Annotated in this window: 16 protein-coding genes and 2 pseudogenes; 14 read left to right on the forward strand and 4 right to left on the reverse strand. The window is 51.6% G+C overall.

The window, feature by feature from the left end; translation table 11 throughout:
• The first annotated feature begins 52 nt into the window (after window positions 1-52).
• Genes AAAX73_RS07650 through AAAX73_RS07660 form a run of 3 tightly spaced genes read left to right on the forward strand, consistent with a single transcriptional unit; the run spans window position 53 to window position 2,494 of the window.
• The gene (locus AAAX73_RS07650) at window positions 53-304 is read left to right on the forward strand and encodes an acyltransferase (RefSeq protein WP_349125552.1); all 252 of its coding nucleotides are present in this window, start codon (window positions 53-55) and stop codon (window positions 302-304) included.
• A gap of 13 nt (window positions 305-317) precedes the next feature.
• On the forward strand, window positions 318-1,433 hold the full coding sequence (locus AAAX73_RS07655) for a polysaccharide pyruvyl transferase family protein (RefSeq protein ID WP_158551520.1): 1,116 nt from the start codon (window positions 318-320) through the stop codon (window positions 1,431-1,433).
• Window positions 1,430-2,494, forward strand: a complete 1,065-nt coding sequence (locus AAAX73_RS07660) for a Coenzyme F420 hydrogenase/dehydrogenase, beta subunit C-terminal domain (RefSeq protein ID WP_117655072.1) — start codon at window positions 1,430-1,432, stop codon at window positions 2,492-2,494. The genes AAAX73_RS07655 and AAAX73_RS07660 overlap by 4 nt, the downstream gene beginning before the upstream one ends.
• A 413-nt stretch (window positions 2,495-2,907) precedes the next feature.
• Here AAAX73_RS07660 and AAAX73_RS07665 read toward each other — a convergent pair whose 3' ends face one another.
• The 3 genes and pseudogenes from AAAX73_RS07665 to AAAX73_RS07675 all read right to left on the reverse strand — a co-directional run.
• Entirely contained in the window at window positions 2,908-4,149 is a 1,242-nt protein-coding gene (locus AAAX73_RS07665; protein ID WP_349125553.1) for a transglutaminase domain-containing protein, read from the reverse strand.
• A gap of 292 nt (window positions 4,150-4,441) precedes the next feature.
• Window positions 4,442-4,645, reverse strand: a pseudogene (locus tag AAAX73_RS07670) (transposase); the annotation flags it as partial.
• Window positions 4,643-4,891: pseudogene (locus tag AAAX73_RS07675) on the reverse strand (transposase); the annotation flags it as partial. The pseudogenes AAAX73_RS07670 and AAAX73_RS07675, both read right to left, overlap by 3 nt.
• Before the next feature lie 236 nt (window positions 4,892-5,127).
• Between AAAX73_RS07675 and AAAX73_RS07680 the strand changes: the two are divergent.
• The gene (locus AAAX73_RS07680) at window positions 5,128-7,848 is read left to right on the forward strand and encodes an AAA family ATPase (RefSeq protein WP_349125554.1); all 2,721 of its coding nucleotides are present in this window, start codon (window positions 5,128-5,130) and stop codon (window positions 7,846-7,848) included.
• Between the two features lie 258 nt (window positions 7,849-8,106).
• Here AAAX73_RS07680 and AAAX73_RS07685 read toward each other — a convergent pair whose 3' ends face one another.
• Window positions 8,107-8,364 (reverse strand): ATP-binding cassette domain-containing protein, encoded by a 258-nt coding sequence (locus AAAX73_RS07685; protein ID WP_117786954.1) that lies wholly within the window; start codon window positions 8,362-8,364, stop codon window positions 8,107-8,109.
• Window positions 8,365-8,644: 280 nt separating this feature from the next.
• Here AAAX73_RS07685 and AAAX73_RS07690 point away from each other — a divergent pair, with 280 nt between their 5' ends.
• From AAAX73_RS07690 to AAAX73_RS07735, 10 genes are all read left to right on the forward strand, one after another.
• Complete coding sequence (locus tag AAAX73_RS07690; protein ID WP_117786955.1) at window positions 8,645-10,276, forward strand: hypothetical protein; 1,632 nt, start codon at window positions 8,645-8,647, stop codon at window positions 10,274-10,276.
• A 150-nt stretch (window positions 10,277-10,426) separates the two neighbouring features.
• Entirely contained in the window at window positions 10,427-13,090 is a 2,664-nt protein-coding gene (locus AAAX73_RS07695; RefSeq protein WP_349125555.1) for a hypothetical protein, read from the forward strand.
• Between the two features lie 336 nt (window positions 13,091-13,426).
• Window positions 13,427-14,359, forward strand: coding sequence for an Abi family protein (locus tag AAAX73_RS07700; RefSeq protein WP_117786885.1), 933 nt, complete (start codon window positions 13,427-13,429; stop codon window positions 14,357-14,359).
• 357 nt (window positions 14,360-14,716) lie between these two features.
• Window positions 14,717-15,280, forward strand: a complete 564-nt coding sequence (locus AAAX73_RS07705) for a hypothetical protein (protein ID WP_147349612.1) — start codon at window positions 14,717-14,719, stop codon at window positions 15,278-15,280.
• A gap of 116 nt (window positions 15,281-15,396) precedes the next feature.
• Window positions 15,397-15,804: a hypothetical protein gene (locus tag AAAX73_RS07710; protein ID WP_117786887.1), complete on the forward strand. Its 408-nt coding sequence runs from the start codon at window positions 15,397-15,399 to the stop codon at window positions 15,802-15,804.
• 39 nt (window positions 15,805-15,843) lie between these two features.
• Window positions 15,844-16,236: a helix-turn-helix transcriptional regulator gene (locus AAAX73_RS07715; protein ID WP_117786888.1), complete on the forward strand. Its 393-nt coding sequence runs from the start codon at window positions 15,844-15,846 to the stop codon at window positions 16,234-16,236.
• Window positions 16,233-16,682, forward strand: a complete 450-nt coding sequence (locus tag AAAX73_RS07720; protein WP_055251170.1) for a hypothetical protein — start codon at window positions 16,233-16,235, stop codon at window positions 16,680-16,682. The genes AAAX73_RS07715 and AAAX73_RS07720 overlap by 4 nt, the downstream gene beginning before the upstream one ends.
• A gap of 230 nt (window positions 16,683-16,912) precedes the next feature.
• The gene (locus AAAX73_RS07725; RefSeq protein WP_233503806.1) at window positions 16,913-17,884 is read left to right on the forward strand and encodes a LacI family DNA-binding transcriptional regulator; all 972 of its coding nucleotides are present in this window, start codon (window positions 16,913-16,915) and stop codon (window positions 17,882-17,884) included.
• 185 nt (window positions 17,885-18,069) lie between these two features.
• A complete protein-coding gene (locus tag AAAX73_RS07730; protein WP_349125556.1) occupies window positions 18,070-19,470 on the forward strand; it encodes a PTS transporter subunit EIIC in 1,401 nt (466 codons plus the stop codon).
• A gap of 122 nt (window positions 19,471-19,592) precedes the next feature.
• Window positions 19,593-21,131: a glycoside hydrolase family 32 protein gene (locus tag AAAX73_RS07735; protein ID WP_349125557.1), complete on the forward strand. Its 1,539-nt coding sequence runs from the start codon at window positions 19,593-19,595 to the stop codon at window positions 21,129-21,131.
• Window positions 21,132-21,146: the final 15 nt, after the last annotated feature.

Raw genomic sequence — 21,146 nt, forward strand, 5'->3', positions numbered from 1 at the left:
CAACTGTATGAAAAGGATAGAGATTGGCAGAAACTGTTTATTTGGCGAAAACGTGACTGTCTACGATCATAATCACCGTTTTTCTGGTTTTTCTCGGCTGGCAGAACAGGGATACAAAAGTGCTTCTATCAAAATTGGGGATAACTGCTGGCTGGGCACCAACGTTGTTGTGCTCAAGGGAGTGACGATTGGAGATGGCTGCGTTGTGGGGGCAAATGTTGTCGTTGCAAGAGATATTCCCCCTGACAGTATCGTGACGCAGAGTCGTGACCTGAACATCGCTCCGATAATCCGTACAAATTGAAGGGACGCGTATTGTGCCTAAAATTGATGTTATTACATTACATGCTGTAAAAAACTACGGTTCAGTACTTCAGACATTTGCTACTCAGGAAAAGCTGAGGCAGCTTGGGTGTGAGGTCGAAGTCATCGATTATTGGCGAGCCGACAATCTTGATGAGAATCTATTGTCGCTACATGCTAACAATCATTCTTTCCCACTAAATATTATTGCGCGACCCATACTGTATCCGACGGTCAAAAGATGGGAAACAGTGTTCAACGGCTTTCTTGACCGTCGTATCAGTCTGACACACAAGAGATATCTTTCTAATGATGAGCTGCTTGAGGATCTTCCTGTTGCGGATGCTTATTGCACCGGTAGCGATCAAACTTGGAATTCTACGCTCAATGGGGGTATTCTGCCAGCCTACTATCTCGACTTCGTTCCGAACGATAAGCCTAAGTTTTCTTATGCGGCAAGCATCGGGAATACGAGCGTTGATGATAGTGAAGCGAGTTATTTAGCTGACAAGCTCAGTCGCTATGACATGATTTCTGTTCGCGAGCAGAGCGCCGTTGACTTGCTCGCGAGCCTTGGGATTAAAGCGCAGCGCGTTCTCGATCCAACACTTGCAATGGGGAAAGAATTCTGGTCCGATTTCGCCGATGAAAAACTTGTCGGTGAAGAAGGCTACGTACTTCTTTATCGCTTGCATCCTGACCGTGTGATCGACGGCTTTGCTTCTGAATTTGCGAGGAGCCGTGGACTTAAGTTGAGGCGCGTTTGCCTTCGCTATGATCAGGTACGCGAGGGCGGTTCCCCTGTTTTTATTCCAGAAGTCGAGGAGCTTGTCGGTCTTATTAAGGGTGCCAGCATGGTCATTACTGACTCTTTTCATGTGACTGCATTCTCTACGATGTTGGAACGTAACTTTGCGGTTTATTGCAGAGGCAATTTTAATACTCGAATTGACAATCTTTTGGGTATATGCGGCCTTCGAGATAGGTGGCTTTCTGTGGAATCGAGAGACCGTCTGCTTTTAGAAGACGTTGTTTATGATGGCGTAGCGGAAAAGCTGGCTGCCGCGAGATGTGATACTGACAAGTTTCTTAAGAAGGCCGTTTCATTGACGGGGGTTGGTGGCCGATGAATACCCGTTCCGAATCCTCCTCGTTCGCTTCATTGCTTAATGCGCCATTACGAGTTATCGCGCTTCGTAATACTGATGACGCGAGTATTGCCTCTTCCGCCTCTGGCGGCGCTTTTGTCGTTCTTGCGCATGCAATGCTCAACAGGGGGGGAGTTGTGTTTGGTGCGGCTCTTCTTAAATCTGGTAGGGTTGAGCACGTCTGTGCAAAGAACGTTTCAGAATTGCGCGCTTTGCAAGGTTCGAAATACGTTCGCAGCGATGTAGCGGATACCTATGGAGAATGCTATGACTACCTGAGCAGAGGCGTGGATGTCCTGTATTCCGGCACGCCCTGTCAGATTGCGGCGCTGAGGTCCTATTTGAAAAAAAGAAATGTAACCAATCTGCCGGGCTCCCTTGTCTGTGTCGACTTGATTTGTCACGGCACCCCTGGACAAGAGATTTTCAAAGCGTACATCAGCTGGCTTTCAGCAATTGAGCGGACGGATGACGGCATCCACGGCTATGAGTTTAGAAATAAGCTAATGGGATGGGGGCTCTACTACTACTACTACTACTACCGATCTGGTAAACGGCATGAGAAGCTTGGGCAGGCAAGCGATGACCCCTACTACTCTGCGTTTGCAAAGGGCATTATATATCGTAAATGTTGCTATAGTTGCCCCTTTGCTCGAATAGAGCGTGCCGGAGACTTTACAGTCGGTGACTTTTGGGGAATTGAGGATTGCCATCCGGATTTCTACGATGAGCGCGGAGTCTCAGCAGTGCTTATTAATTCGATAGAGGCGAATGAGTTTTTCAATGATTATTGCATTGATAAATGTGAATGGATTGATTCAACTGTTGAGAATGTGATTGCGCGGAATGGCAATCTGGCTGGACCGACCAAGCGATCTGAAGAGCAAGAACAACTTGCCAAAGAAGTAGAGAAAGCAGTTGCCGAAGGAGATTACGATAAGGCATTTGGGGTGCTTCTTAAGCCGCGGTTGAGTGTTACGGCGAGGATTCGTCGTCTTCTTCCGTGGAAGGCTGTACGCTTTCTATACACGCTAAGGCGATAATATGTATACGGTCACTTTGGGATGGCTGGATATCCTGTGAGTATTTCTTCGTTTGCGCGCTGCTGAATAGCACGAAACGATACCGTTAATTTGACGCTTAGGCACTGAGACCGCCATGGACTCGGTGCCTTTTGCTGATGGCAGGATTGTGGTGTTGCCGTATGATTGCCTCGTCCGTATCGACCTTGCCTGCAATCCCGTCTATGGCCGAATCCGTTTAATCTTCGCCACCAAGCCTCGGGTACTAGTCCTTTATGGTGTGCGCGTTGAAGACGGTCTAGGCTGTGTCGTGTCTGCGCCCATTGTCTCAGCTGGCTTCGGCCTGAACATTGTGTCTGGCCTTCCTATCAACTAACTATCTGTCTCTGTGGCCTCCTATGCGGTTGTTAGTGACTTCAGCACAAGGCTGTCCTTCACCTCCGTGAAATCGCAGCAGTACGATGCGTGACGATGATGACGGTACGGCCGAGATTTCGCATGCGATCCAGCATTTCTCGCTCGGTCTTGGGGTCGAGGGCCGCTGTACATTTATCGAGCAGAAGCACGGGGGAGCCGGAGTAGACCGCACGCGCAACGGTAAGGCGTTGCTCCGGGTCTCTGTACCAGTTGTCGCTGGTGTCGTCCCAGGTTAGGTCCATCTGGCACCATTTGCCGTCGATTTTTACAGCGTTCCAGGTGTGGCCGTTGCCGGTGATGCGGCCGTTGGCGATGCCCGCGGCGTCAAGGAGCTTGGAGTAGATGCGCTGATAGCTCTCGCAGATGCCCTGGTGGCGCGTGAGGCCGCTTTCTGCTGAGCACCAGTTGAGGCTGTGGTCGTACTCCAGCTGGTCGAGCGTCCAGTCGTGGAGCCACAGAGCCATGTCGTATTCCGAGCCGGAGGTTTCCTGGCGGCACTGGGCTACGGCATTGTTGACGATCTGCGTGACGCTTGGGCGGGCAGCGTCGTTTACGGTCACCTCCGCCGTGGTGCGCAGGTAGTAGATCCCCTTGTCGTTTTGGGGGTCGTTTCTGTCGTTGTCCATAAAGTAGAAGTGGATGCGGTACGTGCCCGACGCCGTGAAGTCAAAGGTAAAGTCGTGGCCCGCGGTGCCCAGGCTGTAGTAGCTGGCCCATGCAGGGCGCGACGGGTCGCAGACGCTTTCCTGGCTGCCGCCGTCCCAGTAGGTGGGCACGTCCATGCGCGCCTTGGCCTGGGACGAGCCGTTGGTCTGGGTTACGTGGAAGGTCGTCGCGGTGCCCGCGGGGGCGTCGTTCCACGAGACGGTGAAGGTGACGCCGTTTTGGCTTGCGGTGGCGGAGTGGGCGTAGGTGGTTTGTGACGTGGTGGAGATGGCCTCAGGCGTGGGGTTGGCTTGGGCTCGGAGGGATGGGGCGGGGGTGCCGGTTGCGGCGGCGGTGCCGTCGGCGCTTTCCGTGTTGACGGCGCTGGTGCCGGTGGATGTTGCGGTGCTGTCCTCTGCGGTATCTGCTGTCGTATTTGTGTTGGTGCCGTCTTCGGCCTTGCCTGTGTCGCTGCTCGTGGCGTCAGCTTGCGCTTGCTGCTCGGCGGCTGCCTGAGGCTGGATGGCTTCCGCGACGGCTGCCATGAGCATCGTCGAGCTGACCATGGACGTGCACGCGATCGCGCAGAGCAGGTAGTAAAGGGGTCGTTTCATAGCGGAGCCTCTCGGTGAGCAGCCAATAGGGTTCGAAGGCAGCTCCAGGCCAGCACTCCGCACATATTTTACTGGGTTTATTTTACGGGAACCCCAGTCAACATCAGGGAACTTTCTGGGGAATGTTGGGGAGGGGTACCGTCAAGATTCTTTTGCAAATTGATTTTGCTGTCCTCGGCCCCGTCCTCTTCTAGCCCTCCGCCTTTCCCTTCAGTTCGTCCATCTCCTCCAGCTTCGACATATTCAGGCACCTCCTCTTGCCCCACTCGCGCTCCGCCACGTACTTCAGCCTCGCCGTCACCAGCATGAGGGCCGAGCTGCCGTCCGGGAAGGTCCCGACGGCCCTCGTCCTCCTCCTGATCTCGCGGTTGATTCGCTCGATCCCGTCGTTCGTCCTGATCTGGCGCCAGCGCTCAGGCGGGAATCCCGTGCTGGCCAGCGTCTCGGCGAACCCGCCGCGCACCGCCCTCGCGGCCGCCCCGCGGAGCTTCGGCACGCTGAGCTCGATTTCTCCGACGCCCGTGACGAGCCTCCTCGTGTAGTGGCCGCTGCGGTGGGTCTCCCGGCCCGCCGCCCTCTCGTAGCGCCAGGCCCCGAAGAGCTCGGACGCCTCCTCGTCGAGCAGCGCGTTGGGCGTCTCCTCGACGGTCTTCCTCACCAGATCCTCCATGTCGTTGCGCAGCGACTCCTCGTCGACTGATACGATGTTCGCAGACGTGGTCCGTGCCCCTTCGTCGGTGATTTGTTGTTTGGTCGCTAGAAATCATATGACGGGGCGTGGGCCGTGTTCCGCTATACGGTTGTCAATTTGCGAAAGAAATTATGCGTTACCCAGCTTCGTCGTTTGGCTCGGAAGTGTTGTTTTGGTGCGGCTATCATTATTGATGGACATCGGATTGATATCTTAATCGATGTAAAGATTTCTTGGCCGTTAAGCCATATTGCGGGGTCGAAAATTACGATGGAGGACCGAGGCTTATGAGAAACCCTCTTAAAGAGCTTTGCAATGCAAACAGCGCTGTGGAGCATTCGATTGATCGACTTGAATTTGAGGGCAGGTCCGCTGTTTCAAGAGACGTTGTGGGTTACCTACGTCATCTTGTTGAGCATATTGCAATGTATGCAACTTACGGCAATAAGCCCATCGAAGGCGATTATTTTAAATTATGTTCAGCTGTTATTAAAGATATGAACAGAAGCAGCGAGACCCGGTTTATTGCTAAGTTCCATCATTATTTACAGAAGGTCGTTTCGCACTATGTTCCAAGCGAAGATTCTGCAGAGCGCCTTTTGTTGAAGTATTACGAGAATTTGCTGTGCTTAAAACGTTACGCATTCGATAAGCTTGGTCTTACAATTCTTGCCAACTTGAGTAAGATTCCCCTAGACACCGATCCCGGTTTGACTAAATACCATGAAGAGATAGCTCATAAAATCAATGATTTCATGAACGCCAATGCTGTTGAAATTGAGAAGGACCGTTTTTACGTTAGAGCTGCTAAGCCTTTCTTTGTTGGGGATTCTGTCTATTATGAGACGACACTTGTCCCCGCATTCGATTCTTGTAGCAAATTTGATCGTATACTTGTTTATTCATCTTTCAGAATGCCCACTAATTATTCAGTGGTGGTTTCGACTAAGCGCACGAGTATCGACGGTCTTGGCTTTACTCTTCCTGTTACGATTGTTGATGCATATGCGGTTTCAGTACGCCCCTGTGAGTTGAATAATCTTATAAAGATACTTAGAGGCCCTGATGCAGTGTGGCTTACTGGCCAATACACTAGCTATAGATCACTTATGAACCTAATGACCCATACCGGGATGACGCTTTGCGACATTGCTCTACTCCCTGATGACGAGTTTATTTCTGTGATGGGGGAGATAGCATCTTCGGGAAATGCCTGTCCGGTACACACCTTGCTTAGCTCTGCGCATGAGTTTTTGAGTGCTGGCTCAAATGGATCTAATGTTCTAAAGTATCTTTTGTCTAAACCTCGTAACAGGGTTATAGAGGAACAATTGACTGTAAGTCCGAATAGCCGTCTCGGTAACCTTTATTTGAAAAACGGCTGTGCCCCCTTTGATCGGCAGCCGTATTGCACGAGTCTTATTGGGCATGTAGTCGCTGTCGAGGATTTGTATCAATGTATTGATCCAGATCCGTATGAAGATAACTTTCTTGCTCGTAGGGTGACCGCGGAGACAATCGATTCTAATGCTCTGTATCTTAGGGATACCGAAATTACAACCTTCTCGGATGTTGATGAACTGATTGCTTCATTTAATAGCGCTTTGTATTTTAGACATCATTCAAGGGATCTCGTGCATGAGAACGGGCATCTATTTGTTAAGGGAGTCGAAGACGAACTCACTTGTATTATACGCGGGCTTTTAAAACTGTCTGGTGCCGGGGTCAAAGGCTATACTGCTTTATGTGAATCATGGCTTAAAGATCCAAGCTGCAAGTTGGATGATTCAGAAAAAATAGATGCTCTAAAGTCCATGTTTGCCGAAACGAGCGTCGCGTTCATCTACGGTTCGGCTGGTACCGGAAAAACAACCATGGTCAACATCGTTTGCGCTTTTCTGCAAAATGAAAGCAAACTTGCTATCGCTAATACAAATCCTGCCGTAGATAGTCTTAGAAGAAAAATAAATGATAAGAATTGCGAATTTATGACCGTCGCGAAGTATTTGAATCGTGTGCCAGATTGCGACATCTTAATCGTTGACGAATGCAGCACTGTCTGCAATAGCGATATGAGATCTATTATTGATTCTAATCGGTTTAAACTGCTATTGCTTGTTGGCGATGTGAGACAGATTGAGTCCATTAAGTTTGGAAACTGGTTTTCATTGGCTCGAGACTTCTTGCCTGATAAGTGCATCCATGAATTTGATAAACCATGGCGCACGAAGAATGATGATTTGCTAAAACTATGGCATGCTGTCAGGAATGTGAGTCCTGATATCGCTGAAATTCTTATTTCTTGCGATTTTACGTCGAATCTTGATGACTCTGTAATTAGCAGAATGAATGATGATGAGATTGTCTTATGTCTCAACTATGATGGCCTCTATGGCATTAATAATATGAACAAAATCTTGCAGTCGGGAAATAAGAACGAGGCCGTTGTCTGGAATTATCATACGTATAAAGTCGGCGACCCAATTTTGTTCAATGAGTCTGAGCGGTTTTATCCGTTGTTATATAACAATCTAAAAGGGCGTCTTGTGGGAATGGAAGCAATTTCCAAAGACGAGATGCAATTTACGGTTGCTGTTCCCATTATCGCCTCCGAGCTTTCCGTTCTTCATTACGACGGGTTGGAGTATTTAGATTTTCGTGATGGAGAGACGTATCTGCGCTTTTCAGTTAAGAAAGCCAAGGATCGAGACGGTGAGGATGTTGGCGAGGACTGTATCGTGCCGTTTCAGGTGGCGTATGCGGTGTCTGTCCATAAAGCGCAAGGACTAGAGTACTCATCCGTAAAGCTGATTATTACGAAGGACGTTGAGGAGCGCATTACTCACAGTGTGTTTTATACGGCAATAACGAGGGCGCGAGAAAGACTTCATATTTATTGGTCGCCTGAATCTCAGAATAAGATTCTCTCAAGCTTCGAAATCTCTAAGGAGCATAAAGATGCTTACCTCCTTAGTAATCGGAGGGGCCTTAAGATTCAGCGGAAATAACGGCTGGCCGTCTGTTTGCCATTGCCTGGAGCTAAGATGAAATTTGATACGTACTTGCGCGTTTGAGTGCTATTGATAATTGCGAAACGGTACCGACATATTGCGCTTAGGCGCCTGGGCCAGCAGGGGCTCCGTTGCCGTTATTTGCTAACAGCCGACCTTACGCCGTGATTGGATGCCGGGCTCTGCCATGCCAACACATGCCGCACTGCGCGTGATTCCGTTCGATGAAATCGACAGTTCTGATGCTGCTGATTCCTATTGCGTATCTTCGAGACTAATTATCCGGTCGCAAACCTCCAGCGCTGCAGGCCGATGCGTGACGATGATCACAGTGCGGCCAAGATTGCGCATTCGGTCCAGCATTTCTCTTTCGGTTTTAGGGTCGAGTGCTGAGGTACATTCATCGAGCAGGAGTGCTGGGGAACTGGAATAAACCGCGCGCGCTACGGCGAGACGCTGCATCTGGCTCTCGGACAGTCCGGAGTCCTTTTCCGAGCATGGTTTCTGTGCCATTTAGCAGCTCGTCAACAAAGGTCTCCGTACCAGTTGTCGCTTGTGTCGTCCCAGGTTAGGTCCATCTGGCACCATTTGCCGTCGATCTTTATGGCGTTCCGGGCATGGCTGTTGCTCTTGGGCATTTTGTCTTTAAAACTCCGATTGTCATTTTGGTGGCTTTTCTTCGTCCCTGCAGTGGCGGACAATTTCCTTAAATGCTTTTACGGCATGCGAGTATTTCTCACGGTTTATCCTCACATTAATTAATGGTGATGGCGCTAAGTGGTAAGAGGTGTATATGGACGAAGCGGTTTCAAGGGTTTTAGTCAAGTTGGGGCTCGATGCTAAGCCGTTCAGGCAGGAGAAGGTAATCGAGCTGATTAAGAACCCTCTTTCCGGAGCATGGACGACTGTCTATTCGCATCATGCTGATGCTAACGGAAGGCCTTCAGTTTTCGCCTGTTTTGCCGACCTTACACGAAAGCAGGAGATCCTTGCAGGCGATGATTGGCTGAAGAACGCCTCCAGCTTCTCACCAGGCTTCTGTATATATGGAGATGACGCCACTTATCATAACGGTCGCGACGAAGGCTATGACTTTATTGTTGCCGAGCAGTATTTCTATCCGCTTGACCAAGCGCAAATTCTGGTCAACCAAGAATTTATCATGCTGTTCGAACTCTTCCGCGACGGAGACGGTTGCTATTACGGCATCGATAAGTGTGCCGAGAGAGAAAAAGTTGTCGACATTGCTGGAGACGAGGTGCGCGTCAGGACCAAGTATTTATTTCGCTTCATTGCGGCTAAGCAATGCCTTTTCGTCTACTTTGTGGACGCGCGACTGGCGTCTGCGCCCAGCTTTCCCCTGGGGAGCACTGAGTGTATTGCGGAGCGTGATGAAGTTGGGGAGAACTACCATATCAGGCATTGGTACACGAGCGATACTGATGAAAACTATCTGCTGTCAATGATCTACGCTCGAAGTTTTATCGAACCCGGCCACGTCGAGACTTGCGGCGTATGGCCGTACGATGAGAAAAAAGAACATTACCCCGAGTTCATTATCGACGAACGGCCTGACGGCTCGTTCGTTCGATACACATCCGACCCGGATAAGCTTGGCACCCAATTTGATAAGGAGCCTCACGCAACACATTATTTAACCCCCGTCTTCTTCAAGCCCGCCGTGCTTGATAAGTACAGGAACGACCCTAGCTTCGATGTAAGCGAGCGTCACATTTCATGCGGGAGCCAGTGGAGGTGCGAGATTGACAATGTCGACCCAGACAGAGTCATGGTGTATCTCGGCGATCTGGGGCGCGACCTACCCGAGAGCGAGCGCACCCATTTCCTCTCTTTTGAGATGTCGCCCGTTGACCAGCATATTTCTGATGAGGTGTTCAAGACAGATTTGCTCAATATGTGGGTTAAGGATCCGTCAGGCCCTGTTTCCATGCTTATGCGGGCGCGCATGGAGCTTGATAAGGCATGGAGGAAACGGTTTGGCTTGGCGCTGTTCAGGCCTTTCCACCGTGCAGACGAAGGCATTCTTGAACAAATCCACATTCCATCTGGTAATGGCGAGCCTGAATTTGAGGCCGTGATTATGGCCCTCACGAGAGCTTTTGTCGACTACATCGATGAGAGTTCTCTAAAGGGTTCTGATTCAAAAGGGAGTCTCAATAAGTTGGAGGCCTATCTCGGCACAAATAACATCATGGCTGACATCAAGCCCCTCCGTGACCTTCAGAAGCTCCGATCGGCGGGGGCGGCACACGGCAAGGGTTCAAAATACGATAAGCTTCACGGTGATGTGGTCACCGAAGACCATAGGGAAGATGCGAAAAGAATTATTGCTCGCCTTACAACTATGCTGAACGAGTTGGCTGAAACTTTAAAATCCGTCGACTGTCACGAAGAAAAAATTTAGGGTGTTGGGCTGTCATACGATGAGGAAATGCGGCTGTCGTTGTTGGCGGATCCAGGTGCTTACGCATCAAGACCTTTCGATTGTTTTGCTGCCAACGCTATAGGTCCGCGCCGCTTGATATTTTATGGGTCTATTCGATTGGGAGGTTCTATGGGTGCTAACAAGATGGACGCTGAGGTTATTGATCGTGACCGTATTGAGGTGTTTGTTAGCTCTTCGATGCGCGATGAAGGCGATTTTAGCTGGCAGCAGCTGAGGAACGAGCTTAATTGCGCTTTGCTGAAATCGGATATCTTTAAGCCCTTTGCCATCGAGTTTCATGCGAGCATTGAGCCATCATCCTCTTATTATCTTAATCACTTGGCGCAAAGCGATATAGTAATTGGAATTATACGATCAGAGTTGAGGCCAGGAACTAGCAGAGAGCTTTATCATGCTATCAGGCTCAGAAAGCCACTCTTGCTTGTTAAGCTTGAGTCTGGGACGTCGCCGGAAATCGATTCTCTGCTTCGTTATGCCAGAGAAATGGATGCGTGTACGTATGTAGGGCGGCCGAATGATTCAGGTCTTGTTCCTTATCTGATGGACCAACTTAACAACGTGATGGTCGATTTGTTTCACAATCGACGATTTGAAATTGAAGATGGTGGATCGGCGGTTTTTACTGATATTGCTCCTGTCTCTATTCCTGAAGATGTTCTCGATGCTTTTGGTTCCTCGGTTGCCTTGATTTCAAAAAAATTTAACTACCATGCTGATTGGCTTGAGAGAAAGTCTGACAATCCTTATCTCTTCTTTCTTGGCGAGAAAGCGGTCAATTGGCTTCTATATGGCACCCCTTTTTCGGTCGGTGCATTCAAGGCCGTCATTCTGGAAACTATGAAGGACAGCGGTATTCCCAGAGACACCCTTTCACTAAGGCTTGACGCTCTTGACGCTTCTATTGAAGGCCGCTATTCCAGGTGCTATGAATTACTCCAGCTTGCTTGTGATTCAATAGAATCGAAAGATTGTTGGGCTTATGGTAATTGTTTAATTGACAAGAGGACTGTCGCTGGCATGCTTTCCGAATATGGATTTGGCACTCAGTTGACAATTCAGAAAAAAATCGATGCGCTTTCCGCTCCATCTTACATTCCCCTTGCACTCAAGTTTGAAGAGGAGGTGGGAACCGCTGTCCTAAACGCTTCGAGAGAGGCGATGTCAATTAATCCTTACACGACGATTCGACATGATGCCAGCCTTGCTTCCGTCCTGTCGAATATATCATGTTTGTTATTTAGTTCATTATTGTGCGGAAGCATTTCGAGCGCCCTCTATGCTCGCGGCCTGCTTGCCAATTCGCTTATCGACTACTCCTCTATCTACAATTGGCCAAAACTTGAGCTTGAGGGAATTAAGCTTCTTGTTCTTCAGGGGGATGCTAAGGGCTTTGAGAAAAGGTTTGCTTACAAGAGCGATCGTTTAAGGTCCTACCTTCCGTCGTGTGCCGAGGAACTGTGGCGTCTGACTTCTTTGACGGTACAGGCATATCGTCCGAGTACGAGAGCCGTCGTCATTAAGGAATGCGCGCCTTATTTTTCGGATGATACTATTCGCGATGCTTGGAGTGCGTTAAGCGTTGTAAATGATTTTCGACAATCTGCATCAAAGTGGATCAAAGCGATAGATATGATCAAGATGAGGGTTGATGAGAAGTCACTTGTTAATTTACTTTGCCAGATTGTCGACCAACATTTATATACCGACGCTTCTGATGTTTCGGACGTTGTTGGCGGAATGGATTTAGACAAAATTGATAATGAACTCGTTAATCAATTGGGTCGTAGCCTTAAATCGAATTCTGACGAACTGCTCAAATATAATTTCTCCGCTGGCGTATTCGGAGGTGTTGGGAAACGTTGCGGCTATTCTATTCTGAGTGAGGAGCAAGTGGAGCGCCTTTCCGCTGTTGAGCAGGGTTGTTATTCTGACAACAAATCTCCTTCATGCAATACGGAGACGGCTTGTATCAATGAATTGCGTACGCAATTCGATTCGAATAATCGTTCTGATTTTCGCTCTGGATTTTCCGTTCGTCCTTCTTCTCTGCTATGTCGGTCGCTCGATGATGATTCTTCAGAGTCATTTAGCGCATCCCTGTCTCGCGTTCTGGAACACTGTCTTAAAGAGCTTCCGACATATCAGGGATTACCTTGCTCTGTAGGAGAGGCTATGACCGTATTAAACAAGTTTGCATGCTGTTGTGTGCGTGATGGAAAAGCTCTGCCAGACGGTTGGACGGATTTGATTTCTGAACTTCCAGATGAGTGGCCAAAAGCCCCGGAATTTAGAGATCCTGCTTCAATGGATTCGTGTGCATGGTCTGTAAGATGTTTGGCCCTAAAAGTGGTTGCTGGCCTTGCAAAGGACATAGAGTTCCTAACGCTTGGCATAAAATTTGAAACACTTACTGCCTCCGGTCAGCGTGCGTATTTGGAAGTGCTTGAGCAGTTGATTGTTTGTAATTCTATCTGCGATCGGTACTGTGACGTCGTTTCTGCAATCTGTTCGAGCATTTTGCTTAGTGAGGACTCTGCTGTGCGTGCAATATTGCTTGCAAGCATTGCTGCAGGCTATCGTAGATGGGAAGCGGGCTCTTTTAGCGATTTGGCGTTTCAATCGTTACACGATGTTTCCCCTAATGTTGCATTTAAGCTTGTACGCTTATGCAAGGAGGGGAAATTTGATGATGCTACTCTCGAGCAGAAGTTACTTGGTGAGCTCTCGAGTGATTCCAACTGGTTTATTCGCTGGCATGTTGCGAATGACTAGACGGAGGCTGCCTTCCTGAGCAGCTGCCTGTTCGAGCATTGCTTAATATCGCGATGCGACACCGCCGATGACGCGTTTGAGTACCGGAGCTAACGTGGACTTCGGTGCTCTTTTGCTGTGGCGCCTGATTGATAGCGCCGATTTCGGTGCCCATTTTTTGCTATCGGCCGACCTCGCAGCGCTGGCGTATGTCGGTCTCGCTCAGATTGGTGATATCGGATTGACGGGCCCCGAGTTCTCCCTTAAAGTAGTCGTTGTGATGAGGCCTTGCGACGGTACGTCCGGCTTGGTCCGTGGGAACCGCCGAAAGGCGGTTTTCGCGTTTAAGGGGTCCAAATGGATAAACCATTTAAATCTATTGATGAGCAGATTGCTATTCTTGAAGGCCGTGGACTCGAATGCGATAACAATACTCGTTTAGTTTTGGAGCGCGAGGGATACTATCCGGTTATTAACGGCTACAAGGATTTATTTCTCGACCAGCGTGGAGATTCTTGTCACGAGCTATTCGTGAAAGGTACGAAGTTTTCTGATATATATCGTTTATTCGAATTTGACCGTTCATTGCGTTTGCTCATGTTTGAGCACTTTAACAAGGCGGAAGCAGTTCTTAAGACCGTCTGCTCTTATCGGTTTGCCATGGCTCATAAAGATAACCCAGAAGCATACCTTGATAGAGATTCCTATCGTGCTGATGCCGGCTATCGAAAAAAGATCGACACGCTTATCGGTGATTTCGAGAAGGTGCTATGTAGGTCTAAAAAATGGAATAGTGATTATAAAAGGGACTACATTCGTCATTATGAAAATAATCATGACAATACGCCGGTATGGATTCTTATGAATTATTTGATGCTTGGTCAGGCATTCAAGTTCTACGAGTTTCAGCCAGAAAGCATGAGAAATTCCATTGCCAAGTCGTTTTCCGATCTCTATTCCGAGACGCATGAAGTCGATAAGCGCATCAGCCCCCGAAGGCTAAGGCTCGCATACGATCACATCAAAGATTTTCGAAACATCTGCGCGCATGACGAGCGTCTGTTCTGCGCGAGGGTGTCTCCGTCTCGCGATGTTAATCTAGTAGGGGTTTTAAGCGATCTTGAGCTAGTGCTGACTGAGGATGACTATAAGATGTTACGACGAAATATACTGCTTGATGCACTTAAGTTGAGCGACGAGCTCAGCAACGATGCCAGCGCAAAGGTGCTTTTCGCTATGGGTGTTAACGATTTATCGAGTGTGTTTCCTAAGGAAATATTGGGGTCGTAATCGACGCGTGCGATGAATTTACTCTACAAGTTGGATGCGCATGAGATTGCGCAGAGCGGGCGGGACGTTGCCCATTGGTGGCGTCCCGCCCACGCTTCGTTGGCTATACGTGATGCGGCAGCTCCAGCATGAGGCCGTCTCGCGCTTCTTCGAGACTCGCCTGGCCTGCCTATGCGTTTTGCTGGGCGGGCCTTCTTATGCTGTGGGTGCGGATGGCCTTACCATCGCGGGGCAGACCTACGACGAGCCGGGTGTCTCGGGCCCCGGCTGGGCGGCGCACGCGTTGTTGCTGCTAGCGGCGGATCGGGCGAGGACTGCCGCTTCTTTGGCGTGTACGCCTCCGATGGCCGGTTTGTCGTGGATGCCCATTGGGTGGATGCGACCGGCGCCAGCGCGGGCGTTGCCTGCAAGAGCGGCTCGCTTACGTCTGCACTGTTTGTGTCGCCGACGGGCGGGGCCTTTGGTAGCTCCAGCGTGATTGACGTCAGTGGGGTCGTTGCTCAGCATGTGGTAATTGAACCCACAGGCGCCCAGCCGCCGGCGGGGAAGACCCAGCCCGGTATCGATGAGCCCACCGGTGGCAATCCCGCGGGGGATACAAAGCCCGGTAGCGAAGAAAAGCCCGGTGATGAGACCAAGCCCAGTGAAAACCCGCCCCCCACGCCTGATTCGTCGCCCAAGTCGGACGCCAAGCCCGCGCCCGCGTCTATCAAGACGCCTGCGACCAAGACCACCAAAAAGACCAAGCCCGCAACAACGCAAGCCGCCGCGCTCCCTAAGACCGGCCACGGTGATTGGGCGGTTGCGTGCCTTGCCCTCGTCTTCCTAGGTATTTTGTTGGTCACCATAAAAGTTCGGGCACTTCGCGGGGGCCTTATTTGCCAATGTAGTTTCTGCCGCTTCTTTCCCACATTTTTCTGAGCTAATAATGCAGATTGCTTGAACTCGGCTTGGGGCTTGCCCTGTATTTGAATTTGACTAAACTTAACCTATAAGTTAACCACATTTGGTTTTATCTGAGGCGGAGGGGGTGGCCTTTGGTTAGTGACTATGAACTTGTCGAATATGCTGATCCCGAGGGACGACCTTTTTGGGAACTAACCACCTCTCCTGAGAACTCTCAATTTCAGAAGATGATGTCTGATCCTAAAACGAAGTTTACCGCCCGTAAAATGATCAATCAGATTTCAAAAATCTATGATTACGGGCTAAAGGATGTCACTGGAACGTCAAAGCTTCGATGTATCGAGCCTAAGATTGGACTATACGAACTCAAGGGTTTTGATGGGGTTAATCGAGAAATGGTCTACGCGATTTGCCAAGGCGTGGACAAGATTGTTTTGCTTTTTTGGTTTAAGGGCCATCAAGGCTCGGGAAATATTTCCAAAGAAATTAAACGCGCAAAACAGTTGGCCCCGATAGCAAAGCAGCTTTTGGAGTCATAGCGTCGGCTTTTTTGCCCGCTTACGAAACGGAGACTTGTAATGGTTAAGGTCGATTTATCAGACTTTTACGCGCAAACGGAAACGAGCGAAACCCGTGCCTATGAGCACGCACTAGATATTGAGTTTATTGTTCATCGCGAGATGCAGCGCTCGGGCTTGAGTAAAAGTGAGCTGGCAAAGCGTATGGGCGTGAGTCTTCAGTCGCTTTCGAAATTGTTGAATTCTCAGCCCAACATGACGCTGAAAACAATCGCAAAGTTTGAGCTTGCGTTGGGTATCAAAATCATTCCTCAGGTCATTTCCAGTTATTCGAATGAGGCGCCGTTTTCTTCGTCTAATAATTCTGTCCGAGAACAATGGTCTTCATTTAACAGCGACTGCTCGGCGAAACGATTGAACTTTGAGATGATTCCGGGAGGTTTGGCTGCATGAGCAAGGATTTCATTGCGCCTATTCAGGTTGTTCATTTGTTTGTTGTCGACTCAACTTTTCATATCGAGAATGAGCCCTCCCAGAATATGGATTTAAAAGTTGACGTTAGCTATCAGGACGTCCATCTATTGAGGAACAAGGCGGGCGAGCGTGCAGACTTAAAGCTGTATGTGTGTGGCAGTCTGATTGATAGGGACGATGCAAAGGAAAAAATGCGCGCTGATGTGACGGTTGCTATTTCGGTGTCAACAAAAATGCCGTTCGACATTTCAGACGATGAAGCGCGCCGTTATCTTCTCTCTAATGCGATTTCCATGGCGTATGGTCACGCTAAGAGCTATCTGATGGTCGTTACTGGACTTTCGCCCATGGGGGCTTTGACGCTGCCGGCAATTCTTCCTTCGGAATTGGCAGCGGACAGCGATGCATCTTTCCAAAGTGAGTAAGTTGTTCTCGAGTTGGATTTTGCCTGCCGCTGTGTGCAAATGTAACGGGGTGCCGAATCGGTAGTCTGACTGATTCGGCATTTATATTTCGAAGTTTCTAGTTGAAGCCCTGCGATGCCCGTGCTGCGACAGCTAAATTGACCGTGACGTCCCGTCTTGCGACACGCATGTAGCTCCGCACGGGTATCATGGTGAAAGCGATTTCAACGACAGGGGTGCTCGTGGTAAAGATGAAAGATGTGGCCGAGCTGGCGGGCGTTTCGAGCGCCGCCGTCTCGCGCTACCTCAATGGTGGGTATATCTCGGCGGACAAGGCCGAGCGCATTAAGCAGGCGATTGAGCTGACCGGATACGTGCGATCCAGCCAGGCTCGCGCGCTGCGAACCGGTTCCACCAAGCTCATCGGCGTCATCGTGCCTAAGATTAATTCCGAGTCGGTGAGCCGCATTACGGCGGGCATCGGGCAGGTGCTTGGCCGCCGCGGCTACCAGATGCTTCTTGCCAATACCGATAACGTCCCCGATCGCGAGCTCGAATACCTCGGTTTATTCCAAAACCATCCGGTCGATGGCATTGTGCTGGTGGCAACTATGATTACCGGCGAGCATCGCCGGGCGATTGAGTCGTGCCGTGTGCCCATTGTGTTGATCGGCCAACATGTCGAGGGCGCGGCGTGCGTCTATCACGACGATTACGAGGCCGCTTTCGAGCTGGGTCAGGCACTCGCGAAGCGTGCTGAGGGCAAGATCGCCTACATCGGAGTTACCGAGGAAGACCGTGCCGCCGGTTATGACCGTTGTCGTGGTTTTGAGGCCGGCTTGCGCGCCGCGGGCGTGGCACTTGATCCGAGCCTGATTTGCCAGGGGTCCTTTACGCTCGACTCGGGCTATCGCGCTGCACGCGAACTGCTCTCCGTCGATCCCGATGTTTCGTTTATCGCTTGCGCGACCGATACTATGGCGGCCGGCGCCCTGCGCGCTCTTGACGAGGTTCGCGGCATGGGCGAGGGTGTGCGTCGCGTGAGCGGTTTTGGCGACAACGCATTTTTGCGCGCGCTGACGGGCGGTATTCCCACCGTGCACTATGGCTATCTGACCAGTGGCGTCGAGGCGACCAATATGTTGCTCAACACGCTCGATGGCGTGGAGGGGGAGAGCGGTCTCAAGACGCTCAAGCTCGGCCATCAGCTTATGAATGTCTAGTCCTTGATCGTGCCTGCCTACCTTTGAGTCCCCCCGTTTTTGTCCCAAAACTACCATTCGCCGGCTTTTTCCTACCGTTCACCCTACTATGAAAACGATTACAGACATATGAAACTGAAAACGATTACAGTGTAAGTGTCAAAGATGGCCGGGTGCAAATTCGCCCGTTGGAGGAAAGGGAAGTCATGGACTACCGCAAATCAGCCCAAGAGGTGCTCGACAACATCGGTGGCGCCGACAACGTTGTTTCGGCTGCGCACTGCGCCACGCGTCTGCGCCTGGTGATTGCCGATAATTCCAAGGTTAACAAGGAGGCCATCGAGAACGTCGACGGCGCCAAGGGCGTCTTTGAGGCCCAGGGCCAGCTCCAGATTATTTTTGGCACCGGCACCGTCAACAAGGTCTACGAAGATTTCATCGCGCTTAGCGGCGTCGAGGCTGCCACCAAGGCCGAGGTCAAGGAGGCCGCGGCTCAGCAGCAGAACATCTTTATGCGCGCCATTAAGGTGCTCGGCGATGTCTTTGTCCCCATCATCCCCGCCATCGTGGCTTCGGGCCTGCTGCTGGGCATTATGAGCGCCCTCAACTTTATGGCCTCCAACGGCTTTATCGCGCTCGACACCAATAACTTTATCTACAAGATCGCCGACCTGGTCTCGGGCACGTCCTTTGGCATTCTGCAGATCCTGATCGGCTACTCCGCGGCTAAGGCCTTTGGCGCCAACCCGTACCTGGGTGCCGTCGTCGGCGGTGCGTTTATCAACTCCTCGCTGCAGAGCGCCTACACGGTTGCCTCCGAGGGCGTTCAGACCATGGTCACCGTCATCCCCGGCGTGTACAGCTTTGAGTGGGTCGGCTATCAGGGCCACGTGATCCCCATCGTTATCGCCTGCGCCATTCTGGCCTTCTTGGAGAAGCGTCTCCACAAGGTTGTCCCCGAGATGTTTGACCTCTTTGTGACCCCGCTCGTCTCGGTGTTCGTGACCGTGCTCGTGACGCTCGTTGCCGTCGGCCCCATCTTCGTGTGGGCCGAGAACGCCATCCTCGGTCTGATCCAGGCCCTGCTGACCCTGCCCTTCGGCATCGGTTCCTTTATCGTCGGCCTGTTCTATGCCCCCACGGTCGTTACCGGTATCCACCAGATGTACACCGCCATCGACCTGGGCCAGCTCGCCCAGTACGGTGTGACCTACTGGCTGCCCATCGCCAGTGCTGCCAACATCGCCCAGGGTGGCGCTGCGCTCGCCGTTGCCTTTAAGACCCGCGATGCCAAGATCAAGGGCTTGGCGCTTCCTTCGGCTCTGTCCGCCTTTATGGGCATTACCGAGCCTGCCATCTTCGGCGTGAACCTGCGTTTCTTTAAGCCCTTCATCGCCGGCTGCATCGGCGGCGGTTGCGGTGCCCTGGTCTGCGCACTCACCTCGCTTGCTGCTTCCGGCACGGGCGTTACCGGTATCTTCGGTATCCTGCTGTGCCTGGCCCAACCCGTGCAGTACGCGATCATGTTTGCGGTCGCCGCGCTGGTTTCCTTTGGCGTCTCGTTTGTCCTGTACAAGGACGAGCCCAAGGCTTCCGAGCAGGCCTAAGAGCTTTTGATTGAGGGAATGCCCGCGGGCTGTATGCTCGCGGGCTGTATGCTCGCGGGTGTTTCCCGCATCTGGCGCCGATCTTTGGCGCCATGTAACTTTCGATCCGTTAGGACTTTGATATGTCTAATGCCCTTGGTCGCGATCTTGCAAAGCTGGTCGCCGCTGTTGACGCCGTCTCTGAGTGCGGTCATGGCGCGTATGGTCAGCGCTTTCATATTATGCCGCCGGCGGGTTGGCTCAACGACCCCAATGGTCTTTGCCAGGCAGATGGCGTATTTCACGCGTACTTTCAGTATGCCCCGTTTGATGTGAACGGCGGCGTCAAGATGTGGGGCCATGCGACGAGCCGTGACCTTATGACGTGGGACTACGTTGGCGCCCCGCTGCTGCCCGACGAGCCGTTCGATTGTCACGGCGTGTATTCGGGCTCCGCGCTTGCCGAAGACGGCCGCATTCGCGTGCTGTACACAGGCAACGTGAAGCTTTCCGATGCGGACGGTACGTACGACTACGTCAATACCGGCCGTCGTGCCGATACCGTTTATGTCGAGAGCGTTGATGGCCTTGCCGGTCGGGAGTTCAGCCAAAAGCGTGTGGTGCTGGCGTCCGAGGATTATCCCGAGGATTTGACCTGCCACGTGCGCGATCCCAAGGTGTGGCGCGATGACGATGGGCGTTACCATATGGTGCTGGGCGCGCGTCGTCGCGTGGATGGTCCGCATGTCGATAGTCGATTTTGCGCCATGCACGGCGAGGGTGCCGGGCGCGATGTGGGTGAGATCCTGGTGTACGGTTCGGCGGATATGCTGAACTGGGAGCTCGAGAGCCGTGTGTCTACGCCCAAGCGTTTCGGCTTTATGTGGGAGTGCCCGGGGTATCTTGAGCTTAAGGCCGATGACGGTGTGCCGGTGAAGTTCCTGTCCTTCTCTCCTCAGGGGCTCGAGGGCGGTCGTTGGGACCGCGGCAACGTATACGCTGCTGGCTACATGCCTGTAACGGGCGACATTACCGGTGGCAATGACGCTTATGAGCTGGGCGAGTTCCGCCTGTGGGACGCCGGTTTTGACTTCTATGCTCCGCAGGAGTTTACGTCCGAGGACGGTCGCCACATTCTGATCGGCTGGATGGGCATGCCCGATGAGCCGACCTATGGCAACGCGCCCACCGTGGCGTGCGGCTGGCAGCACTGCATGACGGTGCCGCGCGAGCTTACAGCCTGTGCCGGCGGCGTGGTGCTGCAGCAGCCGGCGCGCGAGATCGAGCGCCATTATGCCTCGGTGCGTGTGGGGGAGGGCTCGTTGGAGGTTGCCGGCGATACCTGCTTTGACGTTGTTGTCGACGGTGTCGACGGCGTATTTACCGCGATCGTTGATGGCGAGCTGAAGCTGGCGTTTGTGCCCGCCGAGGGCGAGCTGCCCGCGCACTTTGAGATGCGATTTACCGATGAAGGTCGCGCTTCTGCCGGCTGCGGTCGCACCGTGCGTTGGGAGCCCGTCGACGAGGTTCGTAACGTGCGCATTGTCGGCGATGTCTCGTCGGTCGAGGTGTTTGTGAACGATGGCGCGCTCGTGTTTTCGACACGCGTCTATCCTGAGGCCTATGGCGTGTCCGTTGACGCTCCGGGTGCGAGCGTGACCTATCACATGCTCAAGATCTAGGCGATTCGTCGTATA

It is taken from the genome of Collinsella sp. CLA-ER-H9 (assembly GCF_040092295.1).
GTDB lineage: Bacteria > Actinomycetota > Coriobacteriia > Coriobacteriales > Coriobacteriaceae > Collinsella.